This is a genomic window from Saccharothrix sp., assembly GCF_031180885.1.
In the GTDB taxonomy this organism is placed as follows: Bacteria; Actinomycetota; Actinomycetes; order Mycobacteriales; family Pseudonocardiaceae; genus Actinosynnema.
On sequence record NZ_JAPSLK010000013.1, the window covers coordinates 54,436 to 74,947 of the forward strand.

At 71.1% G+C, this 20,512-nt stretch carries 14 protein-coding genes and 4 tRNA genes; 8 read left to right on the forward strand and 10 right to left on the reverse strand.

What is annotated here, in order from left to right:
- Nucleotides 1-150: 150 nt before the first annotated feature.
- The 6 genes from RIN75_RS17955 to RIN75_RS17980 all read right to left on the reverse strand — a co-directional run bounded on the left by RIN75_RS17955 (nucleotide 151) and on the right by RIN75_RS17980 (nucleotide 3,350).
- A tRNA-Cys gene (locus tag RIN75_RS17955) sits at nucleotides 151-221 on the reverse strand.
- Nucleotides 222-353: 132 nt separating this feature from the next.
- Nucleotides 354-425 (reverse strand) — tRNA-Gln (locus tag RIN75_RS17960).
- A gap of 7 nt (nucleotides 426-432) precedes the next feature.
- Nucleotides 433-505, reverse strand: a tRNA-Leu gene (locus tag RIN75_RS17965).
- 46 nt (nucleotides 506-551) lie between these two features.
- Nucleotides 552-625: transfer RNA gene (locus RIN75_RS17970), tRNA-Thr, on the reverse strand.
- Between the two features lie 378 nt (nucleotides 626-1,003).
- Entirely contained in the window at nucleotides 1,004-2,011 is a 1,008-nt protein-coding gene (locus tag RIN75_RS17975; RefSeq protein ID WP_309113094.1) for an alpha/beta hydrolase, read from the reverse strand.
- A 16-nt stretch (nucleotides 2,012-2,027) separates the two neighbouring features.
- A complete protein-coding gene (locus RIN75_RS17980; protein WP_309113095.1) occupies nucleotides 2,028-3,350 on the reverse strand; it encodes a cytochrome P450 in 1,323 nt (440 codons plus the stop codon).
- A gap of 181 nt (nucleotides 3,351-3,531) precedes the next feature.
- Here RIN75_RS17980 and RIN75_RS17985 point away from each other — a divergent pair, with 181 nt between their 5' ends.
- A complete protein-coding gene (locus RIN75_RS17985; protein WP_309113096.1) occupies nucleotides 3,532-4,350 on the forward strand; it encodes an SAM-dependent methyltransferase in 819 nt (272 codons plus the stop codon).
- 3 nt (nucleotides 4,351-4,353) lie between these two features.
- Here RIN75_RS17985 and RIN75_RS17990 read toward each other — a convergent pair whose 3' ends face one another.
- The 3 genes from RIN75_RS17990 to RIN75_RS18000 form a co-directional block, all read right to left on the reverse strand.
- Nucleotides 4,354-4,563, reverse strand: coding sequence for a hypothetical protein (locus RIN75_RS17990; protein WP_309113097.1), 210 nt, complete (start codon nucleotides 4,561-4,563; stop codon nucleotides 4,354-4,356).
- A gap of 6 nt (nucleotides 4,564-4,569) precedes the next feature.
- Nucleotides 4,570-4,707 carry a hypothetical protein gene (locus RIN75_RS17995; protein ID WP_309113098.1) on the reverse strand — a complete coding sequence of 46 codons (138 nt, stop codon included), beginning with the start codon at nucleotides 4,705-4,707 and terminating at the stop codon, nucleotides 4,570-4,572.
- A 292-nt stretch (nucleotides 4,708-4,999) separates the two neighbouring features.
- Nucleotides 5,000-5,809, reverse strand: coding sequence for a hypothetical protein (locus tag RIN75_RS18000; RefSeq protein ID WP_309113099.1), 810 nt, complete (start codon nucleotides 5,807-5,809; stop codon nucleotides 5,000-5,002).
- A 328-nt stretch (nucleotides 5,810-6,137) separates the two neighbouring features.
- Between RIN75_RS18000 and RIN75_RS18005 the strand changes: the two genes are divergently transcribed.
- The 7 genes from RIN75_RS18005 (at nucleotide 6,138) to RIN75_RS18035 (ending at nucleotide 14,324) form a co-directional block, all read left to right on the forward strand.
- Nucleotides 6,138-6,665 carry a hypothetical protein gene (locus RIN75_RS18005; RefSeq protein WP_309113100.1) on the forward strand — a complete coding sequence of 176 codons (528 nt, stop codon included), beginning with the start codon at nucleotides 6,138-6,140 and terminating at the stop codon, nucleotides 6,663-6,665.
- A gap of 79 nt (nucleotides 6,666-6,744) precedes the next feature.
- Nucleotides 6,745-7,203 (forward strand): hypothetical protein, encoded by a 459-nt coding sequence (locus RIN75_RS18010; RefSeq protein ID WP_309113101.1) that lies wholly within the window; start codon nucleotides 6,745-6,747, stop codon nucleotides 7,201-7,203.
- A complete protein-coding gene (locus tag RIN75_RS18015) occupies nucleotides 7,200-8,933 on the forward strand; it encodes a hypothetical protein (RefSeq protein WP_309113102.1) in 1,734 nt (577 codons plus the stop codon). The genes RIN75_RS18010 and RIN75_RS18015 overlap by 4 nt, the downstream gene beginning before the upstream one ends.
- Before the next feature lie 4 nt (nucleotides 8,934-8,937).
- Nucleotides 8,938-9,177: a hypothetical protein gene (locus RIN75_RS18020; protein ID WP_309113103.1), complete on the forward strand. Its 240-nt coding sequence runs from the start codon at nucleotides 8,938-8,940 to the stop codon at nucleotides 9,175-9,177.
- Nucleotides 9,178-9,181: 4 nt separating this feature from the next.
- The gene (locus RIN75_RS18025) at nucleotides 9,182-9,700 is read left to right on the forward strand and encodes a hypothetical protein (RefSeq protein WP_309113104.1); all 519 of its coding nucleotides are present in this window, start codon (nucleotides 9,182-9,184) and stop codon (nucleotides 9,698-9,700) included.
- Nucleotides 9,701-9,716: 16 nt separating this feature from the next.
- Nucleotides 9,717-11,261: an AAA family ATPase gene (locus RIN75_RS18030; RefSeq protein ID WP_309113105.1), complete on the forward strand. Its 1,545-nt coding sequence runs from the start codon at nucleotides 9,717-9,719 to the stop codon at nucleotides 11,259-11,261.
- A 72-nt stretch (nucleotides 11,262-11,333) separates the two neighbouring features.
- Complete coding sequence (locus RIN75_RS18035) at nucleotides 11,334-14,324, forward strand: BTAD domain-containing putative transcriptional regulator (protein WP_309113106.1); 2,991 nt, start codon at nucleotides 11,334-11,336, stop codon at nucleotides 14,322-14,324.
- 5 nt (nucleotides 14,325-14,329) lie between these two features.
- Here the strand turns inward: RIN75_RS18035 and RIN75_RS18040 are convergent, their stop codons facing one another.
- Nucleotides 14,330-20,509, reverse strand: coding sequence for an RHS repeat-associated core domain-containing protein (locus RIN75_RS18040; RefSeq protein WP_309113107.1), 6,180 nt, complete (start codon nucleotides 20,507-20,509; stop codon nucleotides 14,330-14,332).
- Between the last annotated feature and the right edge of the window lie 3 nt (nucleotides 20,510-20,512).

The following is a 20,512-nucleotide window of genomic DNA, read 5'->3' on the forward strand; positions in this document are numbered from 1 at the left end:
GATCGGGCTTTCGGGCTTTCGGGAGGACGCCACCACGACGACACGGTTTCAGCCTGTGCGGCGGCGCCGAACCGCGGCGGGCGCGGCAGCCGAAGCCGGCCGAGGGTGCCCACGCAGCGCGTTCCTCGACGGCGGAGCAGCTTGGTGACGAGACCCACCCGGGAGTCGAACCCGGTGTCGACGGCTTTGCAGGCCGTCTCACGACCGTCGTGACGTGGGCCGGGCGATCACGGCCCGCCCCGGCGTGTGCCGGGACGGTGGTGGTGGAAGACGAGGGTGTCGAACCCTCCACGACGATCTTGCAAGGATCGTCTGCGCACCGGCGCGTCCCCCTCGGTGTGGTGCTCGGCGGGCTCCCGGTCCAGGACTCGAACCTGGGCGTGCGGATCCAAAGTCCGCTGTGCTGCCGACTGCACCAACCGGGATCGTGCGTGCCCCCACCAGGATTCGAACCTGGACTGAACGCGTTCTGAGCGCGTTGCCTCTCCCGTTGGGCTACGGGGGCGGGTGCGCCGGCGGCCGCGTGCGACGACCGGCGCGGGTGTGTTGTGAGCCCCTCCCGGGACTCGAACCCGGTCCTCCCGCTTACGAGGCGGGTGCTCCTGACCTGTTGAGCTGAAGAGGCATGGACCACCCACCGAAAAATGGGCGGCATTCAGGTGCCGAAAGAATTCGGAGAGAATTTCGAGCACGCCGAACGAAGAAGCCGCCCTGCTCGGTTTCCCGATGGGCGGCTCCCGGTCCACATGACCCTTACCGGATCAGGGCGGGGAGTCCGCGCAGCTCAGCAGCGCCTCAAGCCACGTCGTCGCCGCAAGGTCGCGCGACGGACACACGGCGGCGATCGTGGCGTGTTGACGCAAACGCCACGCCTCTCGCTCCCGCGTGTTCGTCATGACACTGACCCCTTGTCTCGTGGTGTGAGTCGAGTATGCACGGCCCGCGCAGATTTCCGCAATGGGTTTTCCACAATCCTCGTATCAGGTCCAATACCGAAGCCGGTTCACCCGAGCGTGGACGTCCAAGCGAGGACGGCGCGGTGGTAGTCGGGGGCATTGGGGGCGTAGTTGATGGAGTGGCCGTAGCCGTTGAGGATGTAGGTGTGCAGGCGTGCCGCCGACGAGAAGTAGGGAGCCTCGGAGGCGCGGAGCGCTTCGGGTGACGAGCAGTCGCTGCCCAGGGGCGCCCCGCAGAAGTGGGTGTCGTTGCCGACGACGATCATCACCGGGACGTCGATCCGCCGCGTGAACGGGATGACGACGTTCGTCAGCGCGATGGTGTCCACGGCCTCGGTGGCGGCGAAGACGTCCTTCTTGGCCTCGTCCTCGGCGATGGCCTCCGGCACCAGCGGCCCGGGGGTGTGGAAGGCGTCGAACCGGGTGCCGGCGCTGGTGGTGAGGTAGCCGGGGTCCTGGCCGCGCGCGGCGAGTTGCGGGTCCAGCGCGGCGGGGACCATGTTCGCCATCACCGGCAGCACGGTGATGTGGTTCATCCGGTGGGTCATCCCGGTCACGAGCACGCCGTCCACGTCGTGGTGCAGCCCGGCCTCGATCATCGCCATCGCCGCGCCGATCGAATGCCCGCCGACGATGATCCGGTCGAACCGCGCGCGCATGGCCTGGACGACCTCGTGCACGGCGTTGGCCTGGGCGGTGGCGGTGATCAGCGTGCTGAGCGGCTTCGAACTGCGACCGGTGCCCAGGCGGTCCACGGCGAGGGTGGCCTGGCCGGCGTTGTTCATCGCCTGCCGGTAGGACCGGGTGCCGGGCGTGTACGCGATGTCCCAGTAGGAGCTGTTGTACGTGCCGCCGGGGATGAGGACCTGGAGCGTGTCGGCGCCCCGCGGTGTGCAGAGCCTGCCGTACATCGTCTGGGTGGTCGGCAGGACCCGCACCGGCACGGTCACGTCTTCGCAGACGACCGGTGCGGCGCCCGCCGAGCCGGGGACGAGGCAGGTTCCGGCGGTGAGCAGCGCGACGGCGCAGAACCGGCGGAAACTCTTCCAGCGCACGGAGAACGACCTCCACTTATCGGGGTTGGACGCGCATGAGCAGCCCGGTGGGGTACGGGGCCGAGGTGAACTTCACCCGCACCGGCTTGTCCGGCAACGGAACCAGTCGCAGGCGGGCGGTGATCGTGGCGACGGCGACGACGATCTCGGTGCGGGCGAACAGGTTCCCCAGGCACTGGCGGGTGCCCGCGCCGAACGGGACGTAGGCCCCGGGCGGTAGTCGACGGGCGCGCTCGGGTTCCCAGCGGTCGGGGAGGAACCGGTGCGGGTCGGGGAACACGGCGGGGTCGTGGTGCAGGGCGTGCGGGCTGACGACCACCTCGCCGCCGGCCGGTACGAGCACGTCCCCGAGCCGAACGTCCTCCAGCGCGCGGCGCATCAGGATCCACACCGGGTAGCGCCGCAACACCTCGTCGACCACCTGCCCGACGTACGCCAGGCGCGGCACGTCGGCGAAGGTCACCGGACGCCCGCCGAGCACCCGGTCCACCTCCTCGTGCACCCGCTCCTCCACTGACGGGTGCTGCGCGATCTCGTGGAACGCCCAGGCCAGCGCGATGGCCGTCGTCTCGATGCCGGCGGTCAACAGGGTGAGGACCTCGTCGTAGGTCTGCTCGTCGGTCATGCCGCCCGCTTCGTCGCGCGCGTGCAGCAGGGTGGAGAGCAGGTCGCCGTGGTCGGTCCCGTCGGCGCGGCGGGCGGCGATGACGTCCAGCACGATCGCCTTCATCGCCGTGACGGCCCGGTCGAACTCGCGGTTGCCCGGCAGCGGCAGCTTCTCCACCCAGGACGGCGACAGCGCGCGGACCATGCCCTGCTTGATGATGGTGAAGATGGAGCGGCGGATCTCCTCGACCACCGGTTCGCCGATCCCGGTGGAGAACAGCGCCTCGCCGACGATCGCGACCGCCAGGCCCTGCATGTCCCGCTCGACCACCCGAACCTCGCCGGGCCGCCAAGCGTCCGCGAGGTCGGCGGTGGCGCGACGCATGACCTCCACGTACCCGGCGATCCGGTCGCGGTGGAACGCGGGCTGCACCAGCCGCCGCTGCCGGCGGTGGAACGGGCCGTTGGACAGCAGCAGGCCGTTGCCGAGGTAGGGCTGGAACTTGTCGAACATCGCGCCCTTGCGGAACGAGGACCCCTCACCCACCAGCACCGCGTGCACAAGTCGAGGACTGGTCACGAAATACGTCGGCATCGGCCCGAGGTCGACCCGCACCACCTCCCCGCGTTCCCGCAAGGATGCGGTGAACTCCGCGCGCCGGCGCAGGATTCCCAGCGTGTGGCCCAGCAGCGGTAAGCGCCCGGGCGCCACCGGCACGGCCGGGATGGACATCGTGACTCCACTGACAGGGGAACCGGCCCACAGATGGTGGGCACCCTACGAGCCGTCCGGACGAGCCCGACAGTGCCCGATCGAGTGGAAGTCCGATCACTCCGTCAGCCCAGCGGACCACCGCGTCCGGAGTGGCTATGCTCGTGCGCCCCGACACCACCACAACGGCGAGGTGTTCACCGTGCAGCAAGTGCAGGACTGGGTTCCCGACAGCGTCGACACCACCGTGCCCAGCATGGCCCGGACCTACGACTACATGCTCGGCGGCGCGCACAACTTCGCCGTCGACCGCCAGGTGGGCGATCAGATCGAACAGGTCATGCCCGGCTTACGCACCGCCGCCCGGGTCAACCGCGCCTTCCTCGCCCGCGCCGTGCGGTTCATGGTGGACCGGGGCATCCGGCAGTTCCTCGACATCGGCTCCGGCATCCCGACCGTGGCCAACGTCCACGAGGTCGCCCAGGCGGCCGACCCGGGGTGCCGCGTGGTCTACGTCGACCGCGACCCGATCGCCGTGGCGCACAGCCAACTCATGCTGTCCGCCAACGACCGCGCCGGCATCGTCAAGGCCGACCTGCGCGACCCGGAGAGCATCCTCAACCACCCGGAAACGCGACGGCTGCTCGACTTCGACCAGCCCATCGGCCTGCTCATGCTCCTTGTCCTGCACTGGGTTCCGGACGACGCCGACCCGCTGCGGCTGATGGCGCGCTACCGGGACGCGCTGCCCAGCGGCAGCCACCTCGCGATCAGCCACGTCAGCGCCGACCACCAGGACGCCTCGCTGGACGCGGCCACCGACGTCATCAAGCGCAGCAACAGCCCCGACCAGGTCAACGAACGCACCCACGCGCAGATCCTCGAACTGTTCGGCGATTTCACCCTGGTGGAACCGGGACTCGTCGGCTGCGGCGAGTGGCGGCCCCGCTCCGTCGCCGACATCTCCGACACGCCCCACATGAACATGCTCGTCTACGCCGGCGTGGCCGCGAAGCCGTAGCCCTCAGAACAGCGCCGAACCGCGGCACGGCGAGGTCGCTTTGGGGATGTGCTCGGCCTTGTTGGTCACGCCCTTGAGGTGCCGGTCGAACTCGATAGCCCAGTGGTCGTTGAGGAACTCGGTGATCGTCCGGTTCAGCGCCGCGCACAGCCGGGGCCGGTTGTCCGGGATGCCCGCGCCGTAGCGCTCCTGGCCGATCTCGACGGTGCTCACGTCCTGTCAGGGCGGCTGCCCGTCGTTCCGGCGGTCCTCGGCGAACGCCTGCAGGATCGACACGGCGAAGGTGGTGCCGGCCAACACCGCTCCCCCGGCGACGTGCGCCTCGCGCAAGTCCACATCGACGTCATGTACCAACACCCCTTCAGCAGCTCCCAACCCCCGCCGCTCCCCCCAACACCACAACAACCACGACCACAAGCACAACCAGCCGCTTCACAACCCGACCTCCCAAGTGGACAGCCCGAGCAGCCCCAACCCGAGCCGGCACAACCACGTTGCCACTCCCGGCGCGCGGCAGCGGGGAAGTCACCAGGAGGTGTGACCCACCCTCATCCTGTGGACTGCACGAGCCTTCGGCGTGACGCCGAGTCACAGGACAGACGCGAGGGCTTCAGCGAGTTCCGCCCGCAGACGGGCTCCTGTTCGGACATCACGTGATCGGCCCGGCGGTCTGGGTCATCACGTCGAACACGGCGCGTACGGACGGCCAGGTGTCGACGCTGGCTGACGCGTAGACGACGTAGTCGGTGCCGCGCAGGCGCCAAAAGCGGCCGATGGCGTGTTTGGGGCCGGTGTCGGTGTTGTAGAGGAATTCCCATTGCACGACTTCCGCCACGGCGGTCGTGGGTGGGGGGAGGTTGGCGAGGTGGAGGCGGTGGTAGCCGTCGCGGATGCCGGTGTTGTCGGATTCGTTGCTCCTGACGGACTCGAGGAGGGTGCCGGCGGGGGCCTCGCTGCCGCCGAACCTCAGCACGTCGCCCTTCCGGGTGGGGCTGTCCGCCTGCTGGTTGGACGGCACAGCGCCCGCGCGCACCGGCCAGTCCGCCGGGATCGCGGTCCGCACGCCCGCCGGGCCGGTGATCAGGGTGTAGCCGGGAGGAACGGTGGCGGACGACGGGGCGGGGTGGGTTGTGGTGATGCGGGTGGTGGGTGGCTGGGAGGTGGTCGAGGACGTAGTGGTGGGCGGGTACGTGGTGGTGGGCGGGTACGTGGTGGTGGACGGGAAGGGCGGTGGGGTGGCGGCGACGGTGGGTGGTTCGCGGAGGGCGACGACCACGACCACGGCTACTACGGCCAGGAACGCTGTGCCGCCGGCGACCAAGCCGATGAGCAGACCATTGCCCTTCTTCGGGGGCTCCGGAGTGGGGGCGGGGACGTAGCCGGGAGCAGGGGTGGCGGGAGCCTGTGAGGTTGGGGGAACGGGTGAACCCCACAGCGGGGCGGACTCTTCAGGATTCACGGCACTCAACCCTTTCCCGCGCGACGAACCGGTCCGTCGGCACTTCCGCGATCGGCGGTCTGGAGACACAATCGCCGATGCACATCCCGACGTTTCCCCATTTCCCCGGTCGAGGAGCCAGCCCGCCATGTCGAAGTCCTGCGCCGCCTGCGGAACTCCGTTGAGCAGCACCGACGACCGGTGCCCGCAATGTGGCGGACAGGCCGCGAAACCGAGCGATCCGCACATCTCCGCCCGGCTCCCCGACAACCCAATTCCGACCCGCGTCCGGGGGCGTCTCGCGACCGGCGCGGTGACCGGGTTCTCCGCCGTCCGTCAGGTACCTGTCGTGGGTCGGACAACGCTGCTCCTCTCCTGGTCGGGGATGGTGCTGACGGTCGGCGCTCTGGTCCTGTCGGCAGCCGCCGGCGGAGTGGTGCCGTTCGTCGGGGCGGTGGCGCTGACGGGCGTCTGCCTGGTGCCGGCGGCGGGTCTCGGGCTGGCGCTCGACCGGACGTTGCCTGCCGACGAGCGCTCGGGGAAGTGGTGGTCGCTGATCAAGCCGCTTCGGGCCGCAGGGCGGGTCAAGGCGCTGAACGAGCAGGTCATGACGGTGAAGGAGGTGTCGGGAGCGGTGCACGAGTGCACTGTTCGGGGCGCGCTCAAGCCGGCTCCGCCCTCGCGGGGTGACGTGGTGGAGGTCTACGGGAAGCGTCGGGCCGGGGGTGTTCTGGTCGACCGGCTGATCGCCACGGACACCGGCGAGGTGATCAAGGTCGTGGGCGACCGGCGACTCATGAAGGCGACGGCGACGGCGATAGCGGCGCTGTGGACGGCCACTCCGGTCGCGCTCGGCACGCTGCTCGCATTGGGCTGAACGAGTGAAGCAGTAATGATCCGTCACAACAGGGCGATGACCCTGCCAACCAACGCATGAACAAACCGGGAGTGGTGGCGTGCCGCAGCCGCTGATCAACAACACCGCGAAAACGGTCGGGTTCACCGCGCCGACCACCTCGACCGCCAATCGGGCGCGCCTGCCGATCCGTGTGGAACAGCGGTCGAACCGTTATCTGCGTGCGCTCAAGGAGCTGGACGCGGGCGGTCGGCTGGGTGCCGCGGAAATGCGCGGGATCGTGGACGACATCCGCCGCGAGTTCGACGAGAAGTACTGCTCGACGCCGATCGGGATCGTCGGGAAGTGCTACCTCGGCGAGCCTTTCGAGGTCCACACGCTCGCCCTCGACGGCGAGATCATCGAGCACTACCGGGTCGGCGAAACCGTGCCCGGCGGACTGGAGCGGGCCAGACCACTGGCCGTCTCCCCGGTGTACCTCGCCGTCGAGGTGTACTCCGACCGGGTGGTGTGCATCCGGGCGGACGGCTCGACCGCGGTGTTGGAGGGCGGATCGTGAACAGCATCAACATCCCGCAGCTGGGCGCCCTCACCAAGGCCGTCAACGACGTCACCGCCGCGACCGTGGAGCTGCACCGCCGGCAGGAAGTGCTCCAGGGCTCGATCGACCACGTCGCCGCCACTCAGGACCGGACCCGCAACGAGCTGCACGAGCTGCGCGCGGTGTTCGACGAGTACGCGCGCCGGGACGAGCTGCGGCACAACCTCCAGGTCGCCCACACCGAGATCGTCGAGGTCCGGCAGAAGCTGGACACCGAGTACGGCCACTTCCGCGAGGTGCGCAGGCTGGCCACCGGAACGCTGCAAGCGCTCGACGTCGGCATCGTCTCGCACGGCACGATGCGCGGCCTCAGCGAAGAGTTGATGCTGCTCACCCCCGGCTACTGGCTCGCGCCCGCACTGGTCGCGCTCGCGGCGTGGATCCGCGACGACCCCGACTTGGCCGGGAAAGCGCTCGCCGAGGCCGTGCGCCGGGACAACGACAAGGCGTCGCTGTTCTTCGCGCTCGTGCTGCGCCGCCACCAGCGCGACGCCGCCACGGCCCGCTGGGTCCGGCAGTACATCGCGCGGCAGGACCCGTCCAGGTTGTCGCGGGAGTTCGTCGTCGTCCTCGACGCGGTCAGCACCGGGGCGCTGGGCGTGCAGGCGAAACCGCTGGTGCTGGACCAGCTCAGCGAGTGGTACGACCGGTTGTGCGCGGACCGCGCGGTGGTGGACCGGCAGGTCGAGCGGTGGACGCGGATGCTCGACGGCCTGCGCACGCCGATCGGCCCGCGCTACCAGGTGCTGCCGTCGATCAGCCCGACCTGGCCGCAGCTCAAGGACCTCTACGAGGGCGCGACCGTGCACGGCCGGGCCGAGGAGCTGTTCCGCGGCATCTTCACCGGTCCGGTGCCGCCGCCCGGCGACCTGCACCAGCGCGTGGACGCCATCCTGGACGGCCTGGTCACCAACTTCGACGCCGAGGAAGCGCCGTTGCGGCACAAGGAGGCCCGCCTCCAGTCGATCATCGACGCGGACGGCGACAAGACCGCCGCGGCCAAGGCGATGGCGCAGGCCGACCCGGTGCACGAGCAGACCACCGACTTCCTCACCGTGCTGAGCAACTCCGCCCTGTACGCGGCCGAGTCGGGCGCGTCGCCGGGCACCCAGCGGTTCGCGATCGCCCTCGCCAAGGGGTGGATCGTCGAGGGAGCGGGCCGGTTGGAGGCGGCGAACGTGGCCGCCGAGCCCAAGGCGGTGGCGCTGTCGCTGGAGGGGTGGACCGCCCAGGTGGACGGCCGCACCAGCGAGCAGGCCCTGGTCGCCGGGCTGGCCGCGCACGTCGACGCCGAGACCGAGCGGGCGGTGCGGGCGGTGCGGTTCGCCGGGCCGATGCTGGGGGCGGCCGTCGGTGCGGGTGTCCTGACGTTCATCGCGCTGCTGGCGGCGTTGGGCGGCGGGGTCGGGTTCGCGGTGCTGTGCCTGGTCGGGGCGTTGGTCCTGGGTGGCTGGTCGGCGTGGGAGGCGCGGGCGCTGCCGGCGCGCCGGGACGAGATCCGGCGGCAGGGCGAGCGGCGGCGGGCCGCGGCGGTGGGGCGGTTGCGCGGCGGGATCGCCGAACTGGTCGACCTGCGCGGCGAGTGGCAGCGGGAACTGGCGGGCGCGGCGCGGTTCCGCGAGTACATGGAGCGGTTGGACGGCGCGGCTTTCGTGGCCCAAGCGCCCGACCAGAGAAGGGGCGCGTGACGACATGCCGAACCCGATCACCGGCGATCCGCGACCGGCCGACGCCGCGGCCACCGGGCAGCCGGCCGGCCCGTCCGCAGCCGCCGGCCGGCCGGCAGCGGCCGTGCCGCGGCCCGGTCCGCCGACCACTGAAGCTGCCGTGCCGCGGCACGCCGTGGTGGATGGCGAGATGGCGTTGCGGCTGCCCGACTGGGACCTCCTGCCGCCCGCCGAGTTCCTCGACCGCCGGCGCGGCGGGCGGTGACGCGGTGCGCCGGTTGCCCGGGCCGTACGCGGCGTGGACGAGTTGGCTGGAGGCGTTCGGCCGGGGCGAGGACCTGCCGGCCGCGCACCTGACCGCCGTCACCGCCGACCTCGGACCGCAGATGGTCGAACGCCTCCTGACCCTTGTCGCGCAAGCGTTCCACGACCGCCAACACAAGTGGCAGGAAGCGCTGCAACGGGACCTCAAAGCCCTCACCGCCCAACCCGCCCACGCCACGACCGCCGTGGCCGCGGTCCTGCGCGACGCCCGCCTGCGCCTCGCTCCCCTGCGCGAGTTCACCGAACTCCCCCAACTGCCCGAAGACGTCCGCACCAACCTCCGCTCCGCGCTGGCGGAGACCGTCACCTCGGCGCAGCGCACCCTCGAAGGCTCCATCCGCGACGCCCCCGTCGAGTTCCAGTCGGCGGTCCGCGCCAACAGCCTCGTCCCCGGCCTCACCCGGCCGCGCACCGCACCCGCCACCGCCCCGGCACGACCGCCGGGCCGTCGGGTCATCCTCTGAAAGGACAACGCCAAGCATGGCCAACGGGGCGGAAACCCGAGCCCGCATCGAGTCCTACCTGCTCGCGCGCATACCGTTCGTGTCCGTGCGCACGGTCGAACGCGGTCGCGCGCTGGAGATGCTGGGCGACCTCGCGCAGCTCAAGCAGCTCGACATCCTCGTGCACACCCTCAGCCAGGGGCTGCGGGACCTGCGCACCAAGCAGGTCGTCACCGACGACAAGTCCCTGCTGGGCGCGTTGGACCTGGCGGGCGAGTGGTTCCAGGCGCGGGCGAACCTGACCGTGGTGTTCACCGACGTCCAGCACCTGTCCGACGACAACGACGTCGCCCGGCGGTTCGCCGACCTGGCCACGCTGGCCGAGGAGCACGGCGGCAGCATCGTCGTCATCACCTCGGACGCGGTGTGGAGTCCGTTGCAGCGCATGGGGATGGCCGTGTCGCTCGACCTGCCGGACGTGGACGAGATGCGCGCGGAGATCGAGGGGTTCCTCCAGCCGTACGCGTCGGCGATCCCGATCGAGTGGGGTCCGGCGGACTACGAGCAGGCGGCGTCGATCCTGTGCGGGGTGACCAAGATCGAGGCGCTGAACATCCTGGCCACGTTCGTGGTGAAGCGCTCGGTGACCAAGGACGACCTGCACCTGCTCAGCCAGGCCAAGGACTCCATCTTCAGCGAGCTGGCAGGCATCGAGCGGGTGTCGCTGCGCGACGCCGACCACCGCGTCGGCGGGCTGGCCGGGCTGCGCCAGTGGCTGGACCGCAAACGCCCGCTGCTCACCATGGACCTGCGCGACCGGGGCATGCGCGCGCCGCGCGGGGTGCTGCTGGTCGGCGTGCCGGGGTGCGGGAAGTCGTTGTCCGCCAAGGCGATCGCCGCGGACTGGCAGCTCCCGCTGTACCGGCTGGACATGGGTTCGGTGCTGGGCCACTACGTCGGCCAGTCGGAGAACCGGCTGCGCGACGCGCTGGCGACCGCGGACACCGTGGCGCCGTGCGTGCTGTGGATCGACGAGATCGAGAAGGGCCTGGCCGGGTCGGGCTCGGACAGCACCGGCGTGACGACCCGCCTGGTCGGCCAGTTCCTGTACTGGCTCCAGGAGTCGCGGGCGCGCGTGTTCGTGGTGGCGACGGCGAACGACACCCGGTCCCTGCCGCCGGAACTGCTGCGCAGCGGGCGGTTCGACGACATGTTCTTCGTCGACCTGCCCGACGCGGAGGAGCGGCGCGAGATCATCGACATCTACCTCCGCAAGTACCTGCGGACGGCGGTGCCGGAGCAGGTGGTCGAGGAACTGGTCGGGATCAGCGAGGGCTTCGCCGGGTCCGACCTCCAGTCGGCGGTCGCCGAGATCGGCTACGAGGCCATCCGCGTAGGCGACGCCAACGTGCCCGTCGAGTACTACTACAGCGCTTTCCGCAACGTCGTCCCGCTGTCCCGCTCGGCCCCGGAACGCATCGAGGAAGTCCGGCTCCTGCGCGACCGGGCGATCCCGGCGTCCGGACGTGCCCGGAAGACGGCGGACCGGTCGACCGGGTCCCGGCGGGTGGTCCTGGGCTGAGCTTGCGGAGCACCCCTTGACAGCGCGCGGCCGGCTTCGGATTCTGGTCGGTCGCCATTACCGGGGGGTGCGATGGACATCCGGGTGTTGGGAAGGTTGGAGGCCGTCCGGGACGGCCTCCCCGTCTACGTCCGGTCGGGGCACAAACCGCGACTGGTGCTGGCGGTGCTGCTCGCGCGGGCCGACCGGGTGGTCACCACCGAGGGGCTGATCGCCGCGGTGTGGGGAGACCGGCCGCCGGCGTCGGCCCGGCGCAACGTCCAGCAGTACGTCCTGCAACTGCGGGACGCGTTGGGCGGCGGGCTCCTTGCCCGGCGGGACAACGGTTATGTGGCTGCGGTGGGTGAGCACCTGGACGCGGCGCGGTTCCGGCGGCTGGCGGCCGAGGGCGAGGCGGCGCTGGCGTGCGGCGAGGTCGAGCGGGCGTGCCGGACGTTGCGGGCCGCGCTGGACCTGTGGCGCGGGGCGGCGTTCGCGGAGTTCGTCGACTGCCCGGTGGTGGCGGCCGAGGCGGCGGGCCTGGAGCAGTTGCGGCTGGACGTCTGGGAGCGGTGGGCGGACGCGGAACTGGCGGCCGGGCGGCCCGACCCGGTCGCGGCCGAACTGGCCGGGCCGGTGCGGGACAACCCCTTCCGGGAAGGGTTGTGCGCGCGGTGGATGCGCGCGTTGCACCTCGGCGGGAGGCAGGTCGAGGCGCTGACGGCGTTCCGGCGCATCCGGGTGTCGCTGCGGGAGGAACTCGGCCTCGAACCCGGTCACGAGCTTCGCCGGCTGCACGAGGCCATCCTGCGTGGCGACGAGCCGCACCCGGCCGTGCCGACGCCGCACGAGTTGCCGCCCGACGTGCGCGGATTCACCGGGCGGGTGGAGGCGCTGCGGCGGCTGGAGGAGTTGCTGCGGTCCGGCGGCACGGTGGTGGTCGTCACGGGCACGGCCGGCGCGGGGAAGAGCGCGCTGGCCGTGCACTGGGGCCACCGGGTCGCGGACCGCTTCCCCGGCGGGCAACTGCACCTCAACCTGCGCGGGCACGGCGCCGGCACGCCGATGCTCCCCGTGGACGCGTTGTCGGTCCTGCTGCGGACGCTGGGCGTGCCACCGGACCGGATACCGACCGACCCCGCCGAAGCCGCCGCGCGCTTCCGGTCCGTGACGGCCGGGCGCCGGTTGCTCATCGTGCTGGACGACGCCCTGACCGCGGAACAGGTCCGTCCCATGCTGCCCGGCGGCCCGAACTGCGTGGTCGTGGTCACCAGCCGGAACCGATTAACCGGACTCGTCGCGCACGACGGCGCTCATCGGCTCGCGCTGGACGTGCTGGAGCCGGACGAGGGCACCGCGCTGCTGACCCGGTTGCTCGGTCCTGGGCGGGCCGCCGCCGAGCCGGACGCGGTGGCCGAACTGGGGGCGACCTGTGCGTGGCTGCCGTTGGCACTGCGCATCGCCGCCGCTCGGCTGCTCGACCGACCCGACTACTCGATCGCGTCCTACGTTGCCGATCTCCGTGCGCACGATCCGTTGGCGTTGCTGGCGGTCGAGGACGATGAACGCAGTGCGGTCGGTGCTGCGTTCGATTCGTCGTACCGGGCGCTCCCGGAGTCGGTCCGGCGGATCTTCCGGTTGTCGGGGCTGGTGTCGCTGCCCGACTTCACGGCGGCGTCGCTGGCGGCGTCGGCGGGCGAGTCGGACGTCGCTGCGGCGCTCGACGTGCTCACCGGCGCGCACCTGGTGGAGAAGCGCGGCCCCGACCGCTACGCCCTGCACGACCTGCTCCGCGCGTACGCCGCGCGGCAGTGCCGGCGGGAGGACTCCGCCGAGGAACGGTCGGCTGCTCGGACCCGGCTGTTCGAGTGGTACCTGGACATGGTGACGACCGCGGCGGACCTGCTCTGGCCGGACCGCCCGGCCAGCCCGTTCCGCCCCGCCCCGGTTCGGCGCACGGACGCCGTGGCCGACCCCGCTTCGGCGAAGCGGTGGCTGGACGCCGAGCACCACAACCTGGCGGAAGCGATCCGCGCGGCCGAGCGGCACGGACCGCGGGCCTACGCGTGGCTGCTCAGCGAACGGCTCCTGTTGTACTACCTCCAGTCGCGGCTGGTGGTGGAGTGGATCGCGAGCGCGGAGACGGCCCTGGCCGCCGCCCGCGCCGAGGACGACCGGTTGGGGCGGGCGGCGGCGCTGGTGAGCCTGACCTCCGCGCACTACTCCACGTCCGCGTTCCGGCTCAGCGCGGAGATCGGGGAGCTGGCCGCGAGCGCCTGTGCCGAGATCGGCTGGACGTACGGCGAGGCGGTCGCCCTGCTGCACATCGGCCTTGTGCTGTCCTACCGGGGCGAAACCGACCGCGCCGTTGCCCACCTGAGTCGGGCCGGCGACCTCTACGCGCAGATCCCACTGCCGTACCTGCACGGGATAATCCCTGCCCACACCGCCACCGCGATGCTCCTCGCCGGCCGCCTGGACGACGCCATGTCCCACGCCACCCGAGCCCTGCACCTGGCCCGCCGCCACGGCGCGTTGCGCCTGGAGGCCCACAGCCTGCTGATCCTCGGCGAACTCAACCGCCAACTCGGCCGTTTCGACACCGCCACCACCCACCTGGCAGAGGGCCTGGTGGTAGCCCGCCGAACCGCCGCGTCGTTCCACGAGGCCGCAACCCTGTGCGCGATGGCCCGAGTCCACCGCGACACCGGCCACCTCGACACCGCCACCGACCACGCCTACTCGGCCCTGACGATCGCCCACCGCATGCGCGACCGCCGCGTAGAGGCCGAGGTCCGCAACTGCCTGGGCTCTGTCCACCTGCTCGACGGGCACCATGAGGCGGCGATCGCCATGCACGGGGAGGCGTTGCGGATCGCGGAGGAGATCGACGTCCAGTACCAGGTGGCGGAGGCTGTGCTGGGCTTGGCGTCGGTGCACCAGGTGCTCGGCGACGGGGCGCGGTCCGCGACACACGCGGACCGCGCCCTCGGCCTGGCCAGGAAGTACGGACTCGGCGGCCAGGAACGCCGAGCCCTCGCCCATCTGAACGGGCTCGGTCACTCACCGAGCCCGTCCGGCTGACCTCGTCAGGCGTCTACCTGTCCACCCGGGCGGGTTGTGGAGGGAGGGCACCGGAACTGGTAACACGGCGTCATGATCTCCGGCGGTCCCCCGCAACCCCACACGCACGAGCTGACGCTGTGCCCGCCGCTGAGACTCATCCTCGTCTCGAAGCCGATGGTCGTTCCGTAGCCCGACCAGTACTTCCCGTCGGAGGTCGTCCCGTCCGCGATGCACATGCCCCACCCGGGAGCGACGCAGAACGAGGCCGACGTGTCCTGGTCGACCGGAGCCGCAGTGGCTTCCCAGAACGTCACCGCTACGCCCGGCGTGCCGACGGTCCCCACCTCGATCTGCACCGCCGTCCCACCGGTGTGCGGGTTCGTGGAGATCACGAGCGACGCGCACAGGTCCAAGCAGATGTCGATGGCCGTGTAGCGATGGATCGGTGGCGGCGGGGGTGCGGGTGGAGCGGGCGGTGCGGGCATCGAGAACTGCGGGGGCTTGTAGGGGGTGCAGAAGATCGACGTGAAGCCCAAGCTCTCACGGGTGCACGTGGCGCTTCGCTGCTCGCGCTGCCAGGCCTGGTCGTAGAGGTGGAGGTTCCACTGGTAGTCGTCCCACTGACCCTCCAGGGCAGCCGGCGAGCTTCCGGTCGACGGCGACCACGTCGGCTTGGTGGAACATGGCACCCCGAAGTAGCACGGCGTCACCGGCGGCCTTCCCGGTGGTGCCGCACCCGGCCGCTTGCGGGTCTTCACGAAACTGGTGGTGTTGGTCTTGGCGTCGTGGACCGCCTTTCCTTCGCCGTCGAAGGTCGGCCGCGCGCTCAGCGTGCAGTCATCGTTGCCGCAGTCGATGAGACCGGACGGGTCGCTGCTGGTCACCGGGTTGTTGTGGCTGTAGGCGTACCCGTGCAGTTGCTGCGGATCGCCGAGGTTCATGATCGGGTCGAGGCTGATGAACCTACCCGTTGACGGGTCGTATTCGCGGGCGCCCAGGTGGGTCAGGCCGGTGTTGTCGTTGGTGCCGCCGACGAAGCCCTTGTCCATTGTGGACGGCCAGACGCCCGTCGTTTCACGGAGGGTTCCGTAGGGGGTTTGGCGGCGTTGGGCGACCGTTTGCGAGTTCGAGTGGACCGTGGTCAGTGCGGTGCCCTGGTGGTCGGTGGCCAGCCAGCGGAGGCCGGAGGCGGTTCGGGTGGCGACGGGGTGGCCGGCGTGGGTGTAGTGGCGGGTGGTGGTCTTGGTGCCGGAGCTCTTGGTGTGGCGCAGTTCCTGGTCGGGCAGGTACAGGGTGCTGCCGGTCGGGTCGCGGCGGATCAGGCGGTTGCCGTCGGCGTCGTAGATGTACTGGGTGGTGCCTGTGGTGTCGGTGCTGGTGGACAGGTGGCCTTCGATGTCCCAGTTGAGGGTTTGGGTTCCGGCCGGCGAGGGGCGGGTTTTGGTGTTGCCCAGGTTGTCGTAGGTGTAGGTGGCGGTTCGGGTGCCGGTTGAGTCGGTCGTGCTGGTGGCGCGCAGGGTGTGTGGTTGCGGGTTGCCGGGGGTGGGGTGGGTGTAGGTGGTGGTGGACTGGCCGGAAGCTGTCGCGTGGTCGACCAGTTTCGTGCGGTTGCCCACCTTGTCGAACTCCCAGCTGTGCCAGTACTTCGCGGCACCGCCCAGAGCGCCGGTCGACGGGTTGGGACCGCATTCGCCGTTCAGAGGGGTCCATGCCTCCTTGAGCCTGCGGAGGTTGTCGTGGCGGAAGCATTGGATGTCCGCGGCGCCGCCTGCCGGCGTGTCGGCGATGCGGACCACGTTGCCGGCGTTGTCGTAGCCCAGGTTGATGTCGAGGACAGCCGACGGGGCGACCTCCTTCACCGTGAGCATCCGCGTCACCCGGCGCGTGCCCTCCTCGTAGTACAGACCGGTGTCCATGACCCGGCCACCGTTGTTGCGCCGACCCAGCACGGCCAACTCGCCCAAGCGGGTGTAGGCGGTCAGGTCCACGTACGTCGTGGCGTCGATGGACGTGGACAGGGTGTGCGGCTTGTCCAGGTCGGTGTAGCGGGACGTCAGGGTCTCGGCGGGTAGGCCGCCGTCGCCGTCGAGGTCGGGCAGGGTTGTCGTCTCTGCCAGGCCGCCGGCTGTGTAGCTGTGGCTGTAGGCGTAGGTGCCGGCTAGGCCGGTCTCGGCGACGGGGATCGTGTAGGTGACGCCGGTTGGCTTGTAGTCGGCGGTGTACCCGGTGATCTCGCGGGTGTAGCGGTTCGTGCCCTCGATCCTGGTCGACCGGGTGAGGTGGCCCTTGACCACGGTGTCGTAGATCCACTCGCTCCGCAGGACCGAACCGGCGAGCACACCGGTCCTGCGGCCGAGCGCGTCGTAGGAGAACGTGAGCGTCTTGTTGTCGGCGTCGGTCACCGACACCAGCTCGCCCGCGTCGTTGTGGGCGTGGGCGGTCGTCCCCTTGTCCGGGTCGGAGACGGTCCGCTTGCGTCCGCGCAGGTCGTAGTCGTAAGTCCAGCGGTTGCCGGCCGGGTCGGTGATGGTCTCCAGTTCACCCTTGCGGGTGTAGCTGTACGTGGTGGCGTCGAAGGTTCCTGACGGTGTCGGCCCGTGGTACTGGCGCAACGCGGTCGTCCGGCCCGAAGCGTTGGTGATGGTCGAGGTCGCGGTGCCGCCAACCGGCGGGGTGACGTCGACCCGGTCGCCGCCGTACCCGGTCGTGGTCCGCCACTTCTCGACACCCAGCTGGTGGTGGCTCGACGCGGTCTCCCGGCCCGCCCCGTCGAACTGCCGGCGGGCCTGCGCGGGGATGACGTTGTCGCCCTCGGGCAGGAACAGCTCCTTGCCCGGGGCACCGTTGGCGAGGTACGGGCTGTTGGCCTTCCACGCCCGACCCGCCGTGTCGTAGAACGTGTCCACCACGATCCGCCCACCCCCGGTACCCGCTTCCGGCGACTGGGTCTGGCGGTGCCGCAGCAACCCGTCGTAGAGGGTGTGGAAGCTGGTGTAACCACCGGCGGAGTTGAGCCGGAACGTGGTGACCGCGACCGGCAGGTTCCTGCGGACCTCGTACTCGTAGCGCATCGACGGCGTGGCGGGCTTGGCCCGGCCCGGCAGCCACACCTCCTTCAGCCGCCCCAACGGGTCGTACGCCAGCTCGGTGGTCCGGCCGTTCGCGTCCACGACCTTGGTCGGCGACCCCCACGCCGGTGCCAGGGTCGTGGTCGTCGGCCAGTCCAAGGCGTTGTACGAGGTCGTCGAGGTGGTCGGCCCGCCGACCTCGGGCGTGTAGGTGATGCGAGACCTGTTCCCCTTGACGTCCCAAGCCTCCTTGACGCGGCCGTGCGCGTCATAACTGGATCTCGACGTCACCACGTAAGTGCGCGCGGACGCCGTCCAACTCTTCAACTGCTCGACCTGGGTGGCCCGACCCGCAGTGGGTGCGGTGCCGAAAGGTTGGTGGTCGTAGGAGGTCTTCTCGTCGCCCACCACCTCCTTCTCGGTCGTGGGGTTGGTGCCGCAGCGCAACGCCGTGGTCTCCACGCGGTGCGCGTACGACATCAGCCACGCCGTGGTGTTGCGGGGCTCGTACGTGGTGCGGACGCACTTCTCGTCGCCGGTCACGGCGGTGTCGCCGGCGTCGTCGACCTGGGTGACCATCCCGTGGGCGTCGAAGCTGCTGCGGCTCACGGTGGTCCGGGCCGGCCGGCCGCCGTCGAGGGCGGTGCGGGTGTGGGTGGCCAGGGTGCCGGTGAACCGGGCGTGCACGGTGGTGTCGTTGCGGGTCCGACTGGCGGTGGGCGCGGACTGCCACGGCTCGAACGCCTCGGCGGCCACCTCGGCCGTGCCGTTGAACGTGATCGTCTGCCGGGCCATGCCGGCGAACGCGTCCTCGTCGGCAACCGCCGGCGCCGCGCCCGCGGCGGGAACCGTCACCGAGCGGGTGCCGGACGGGAGCTTGTCGCCGTGCATCCCGCGGAAGTAGTGGGTCTCGGTGACGGTCTGCTCGCCCGGATCGCCCCTCGTGGTCCGGACTCCGCCGTAACCCCGCCACACCGACCACGTCTTGTGCTCGGCCTTCACCAACCCGTCGTCGTCGGTGTAGTGCCACGCCGGATCGCCGAGGTAGCGGTAGCCGGTGATCGCGCGTGGCGCGTGGCCGGTCAGGTCGGACTCGGTGACCTCCTTGACCACGTACTTGTGGAAGTGGTCGGTGACCGGACCGCTCTGCCCCTGCGGGGTCCAGCGGACCGGGTAGCACAGCAGGGTGTTGGTCTCCGGCGCGGTCGGCACGCGGGTGCCGGCCACGCAGTCCGGGCCGGAGTAGGTGACCGCGACCTTGCCGCCGGTCTCGGTGTCGATGTGCGCCACGCGCCACCAGTTCATCGCCGGCGCGTGGTCGGCGGTGTCGACCCGGTTGGGCATCTGGACGCCGGTGAACGTCACGTCCGGCACGGACTGGTCACCGCCGACGTGGCCGGTGTGCGCGATCTTCTGCAGCCACAGGCCGGCGCGGGTGCCGTCGCCGGGGTCGGGGAAGGAGTGGGTGAGCGTCCACGACTCCACGTCGGTGTGCCGCGCGGCGCCGGCGTCCCAGATCCGCGTGGTGACCTTGCCGAGCCGCTTGGTGCTCCAGAACGTCGGGGAGCCGACCGTGCAGGGGGCCGTGGTGCACTCCTGGTCGAACGGGACGTCCGGCCACGTGGTGCGGTCCTTCACGCCGCAGTTGGCCAGGCACCGGTCCTCGGTGGTGAAGACGACCTGCGCGGGCACCGTGCCGAACGCGGTGTCCGCACGGGTCCCGTAGTCGATCCGGGTCAGGTGCGCGGACCGGTCGTAGGCCACCAGGTCGTTCGGGTTGTTGTTGCGCGCGTACTTGTTGGATTCCTTGGCGTACCAGTACGACGTGGTGTTGCCGTTCGGGTCGACGACGTGGTCGAGGTTCCACCGGTAGGCCTGGTCGCAGTGCGCCGCGTTGAACGACGGCAGGTGGCACGGCTCGCCGGGGTGGTTGCCGAACACCGTCGCGACCTGCGCGCTGTTGGTCTCGTCGCGGCCGTCGGTCCAGCCGGGCAACCGGTTGCGGCCGAACCAGTACTGGGTTCCGTCAGTGGTGGTGACCACCCAGTGCTCGCCGTTCTCGTCGCCGTTGGGGCTGCCGGTGCGGTGCTCGACCCGCGAACCGTCGTCGCCGCGCAGCCGCCAGCCCTTGCCGTCCTCGTGGATCAGTTCCCCGCCGCGACCGTTGAACGACACGGTCGCGTTGTCGGTGACCCAGCACTGGTCGCCGGTCGCGGTGGAGTTGTTGCCGCCGGCCATGTCCTCGGCGCACGGCTTGTACTTGCGCTCCACGAACCCCGGTGACCAGTCGAACCCCTCGCCCAGCCACGAGGGCTGGTTGTTGGACGCGGCCATCCGCCCGTCCACCGACTGGGCCGAGTACGCGAACGCGACGCCCGGCGCGGCACCGCCGACCGCGGGCGGCACCCGCACCGGGTAGTTCCACGTGAAGTCGCCCGAAGACCCGCCCGCGGTCCACGTCGCCGAGGGTTGCAGCGAGGTCGCCGCGTAGTCCCCCGCGGGCCCGGACGGCGCGGCGGTCAGGGCCAACGTCCGCTCGCCCTTCAGCTCGACGTCGGCCGTCACGGACCCGGCGGCGAGGTTGCCGGGGACCGGCCGGGCCTCGCAAGGGGCGTCCACGCAGACGAGTCGGAGCCGGGACGCCCAGTCCGCGCCGTAGGCGTCCCGGAAGGCCGAGTAGTCGACGGTGACGCGGGCGTGCCCGGCCGCCGCCACCCCGTCCGCCCGGCCGACCTTCAGGACCAGTCCGCGCACACCGGCGGCGCGAGCGGCGTCCTGGTCCAGCACCCGGACCCGCACCTTCCCCGGCGCCGCGGCACCCGTGACGGCGGCGCCGTCCACGCCCCGGCCGCGGTCCACGGTGACCGGCAGGCCGCCGGCGCGCGACGGTGTCCCGGCCGCCAGGTCGACGACCGCCTCCCCCGCCGCGGGCCACGCCGGAGACTTGCCCTGGTACGGCTTTCCGGTCTCGGCCACGACGTCGAAGACCGGCGGCGAGATCCGCCCCGGCACGGCCCGGTCGGTCTGCGGTCGCAAGCGTTCCGGCTCGGCGGCGGACGCCGTCCGGACCCCGACGACCATCGGCGCGGTGAGCAGCGGAACGAGCGCTATAGACAACCATCGGCGTGTGATCATGTC

Coding starts and splice junctions, on each gene's coding strand:
- RIN75_RS17980 (WP_309113095.1), bottom strand. CDS start 3,350: ATGTCCATCCCGGCCGTGCCGGTGGCGCCCGGGCGCTTACCGCTGCTG.
- RIN75_RS18020 (WP_309113103.1), top strand. CDS start 8,938: ATGCCGAACCCGATCACCGGCGATCCGCGACCGGCCGACGCCGCGGCC.
- RIN75_RS18030 (WP_309113105.1), top strand. CDS start 9,717: ATGGCCAACGGGGCGGAAACCCGAGCCCGCATCGAGTCCTACCTGCTC.
- RIN75_RS18035 (WP_309113106.1), top strand. CDS start 11,334: ATGGACATCCGGGTGTTGGGAAGGTTGGAGGCCGTCCGGGACGGCCTC.
- RIN75_RS18040 (WP_309113107.1), bottom strand. CDS start 20,509: ATGATCACACGCCGATGGTTGTCTATAGCGCTCGTTCCGCTGCTCACC.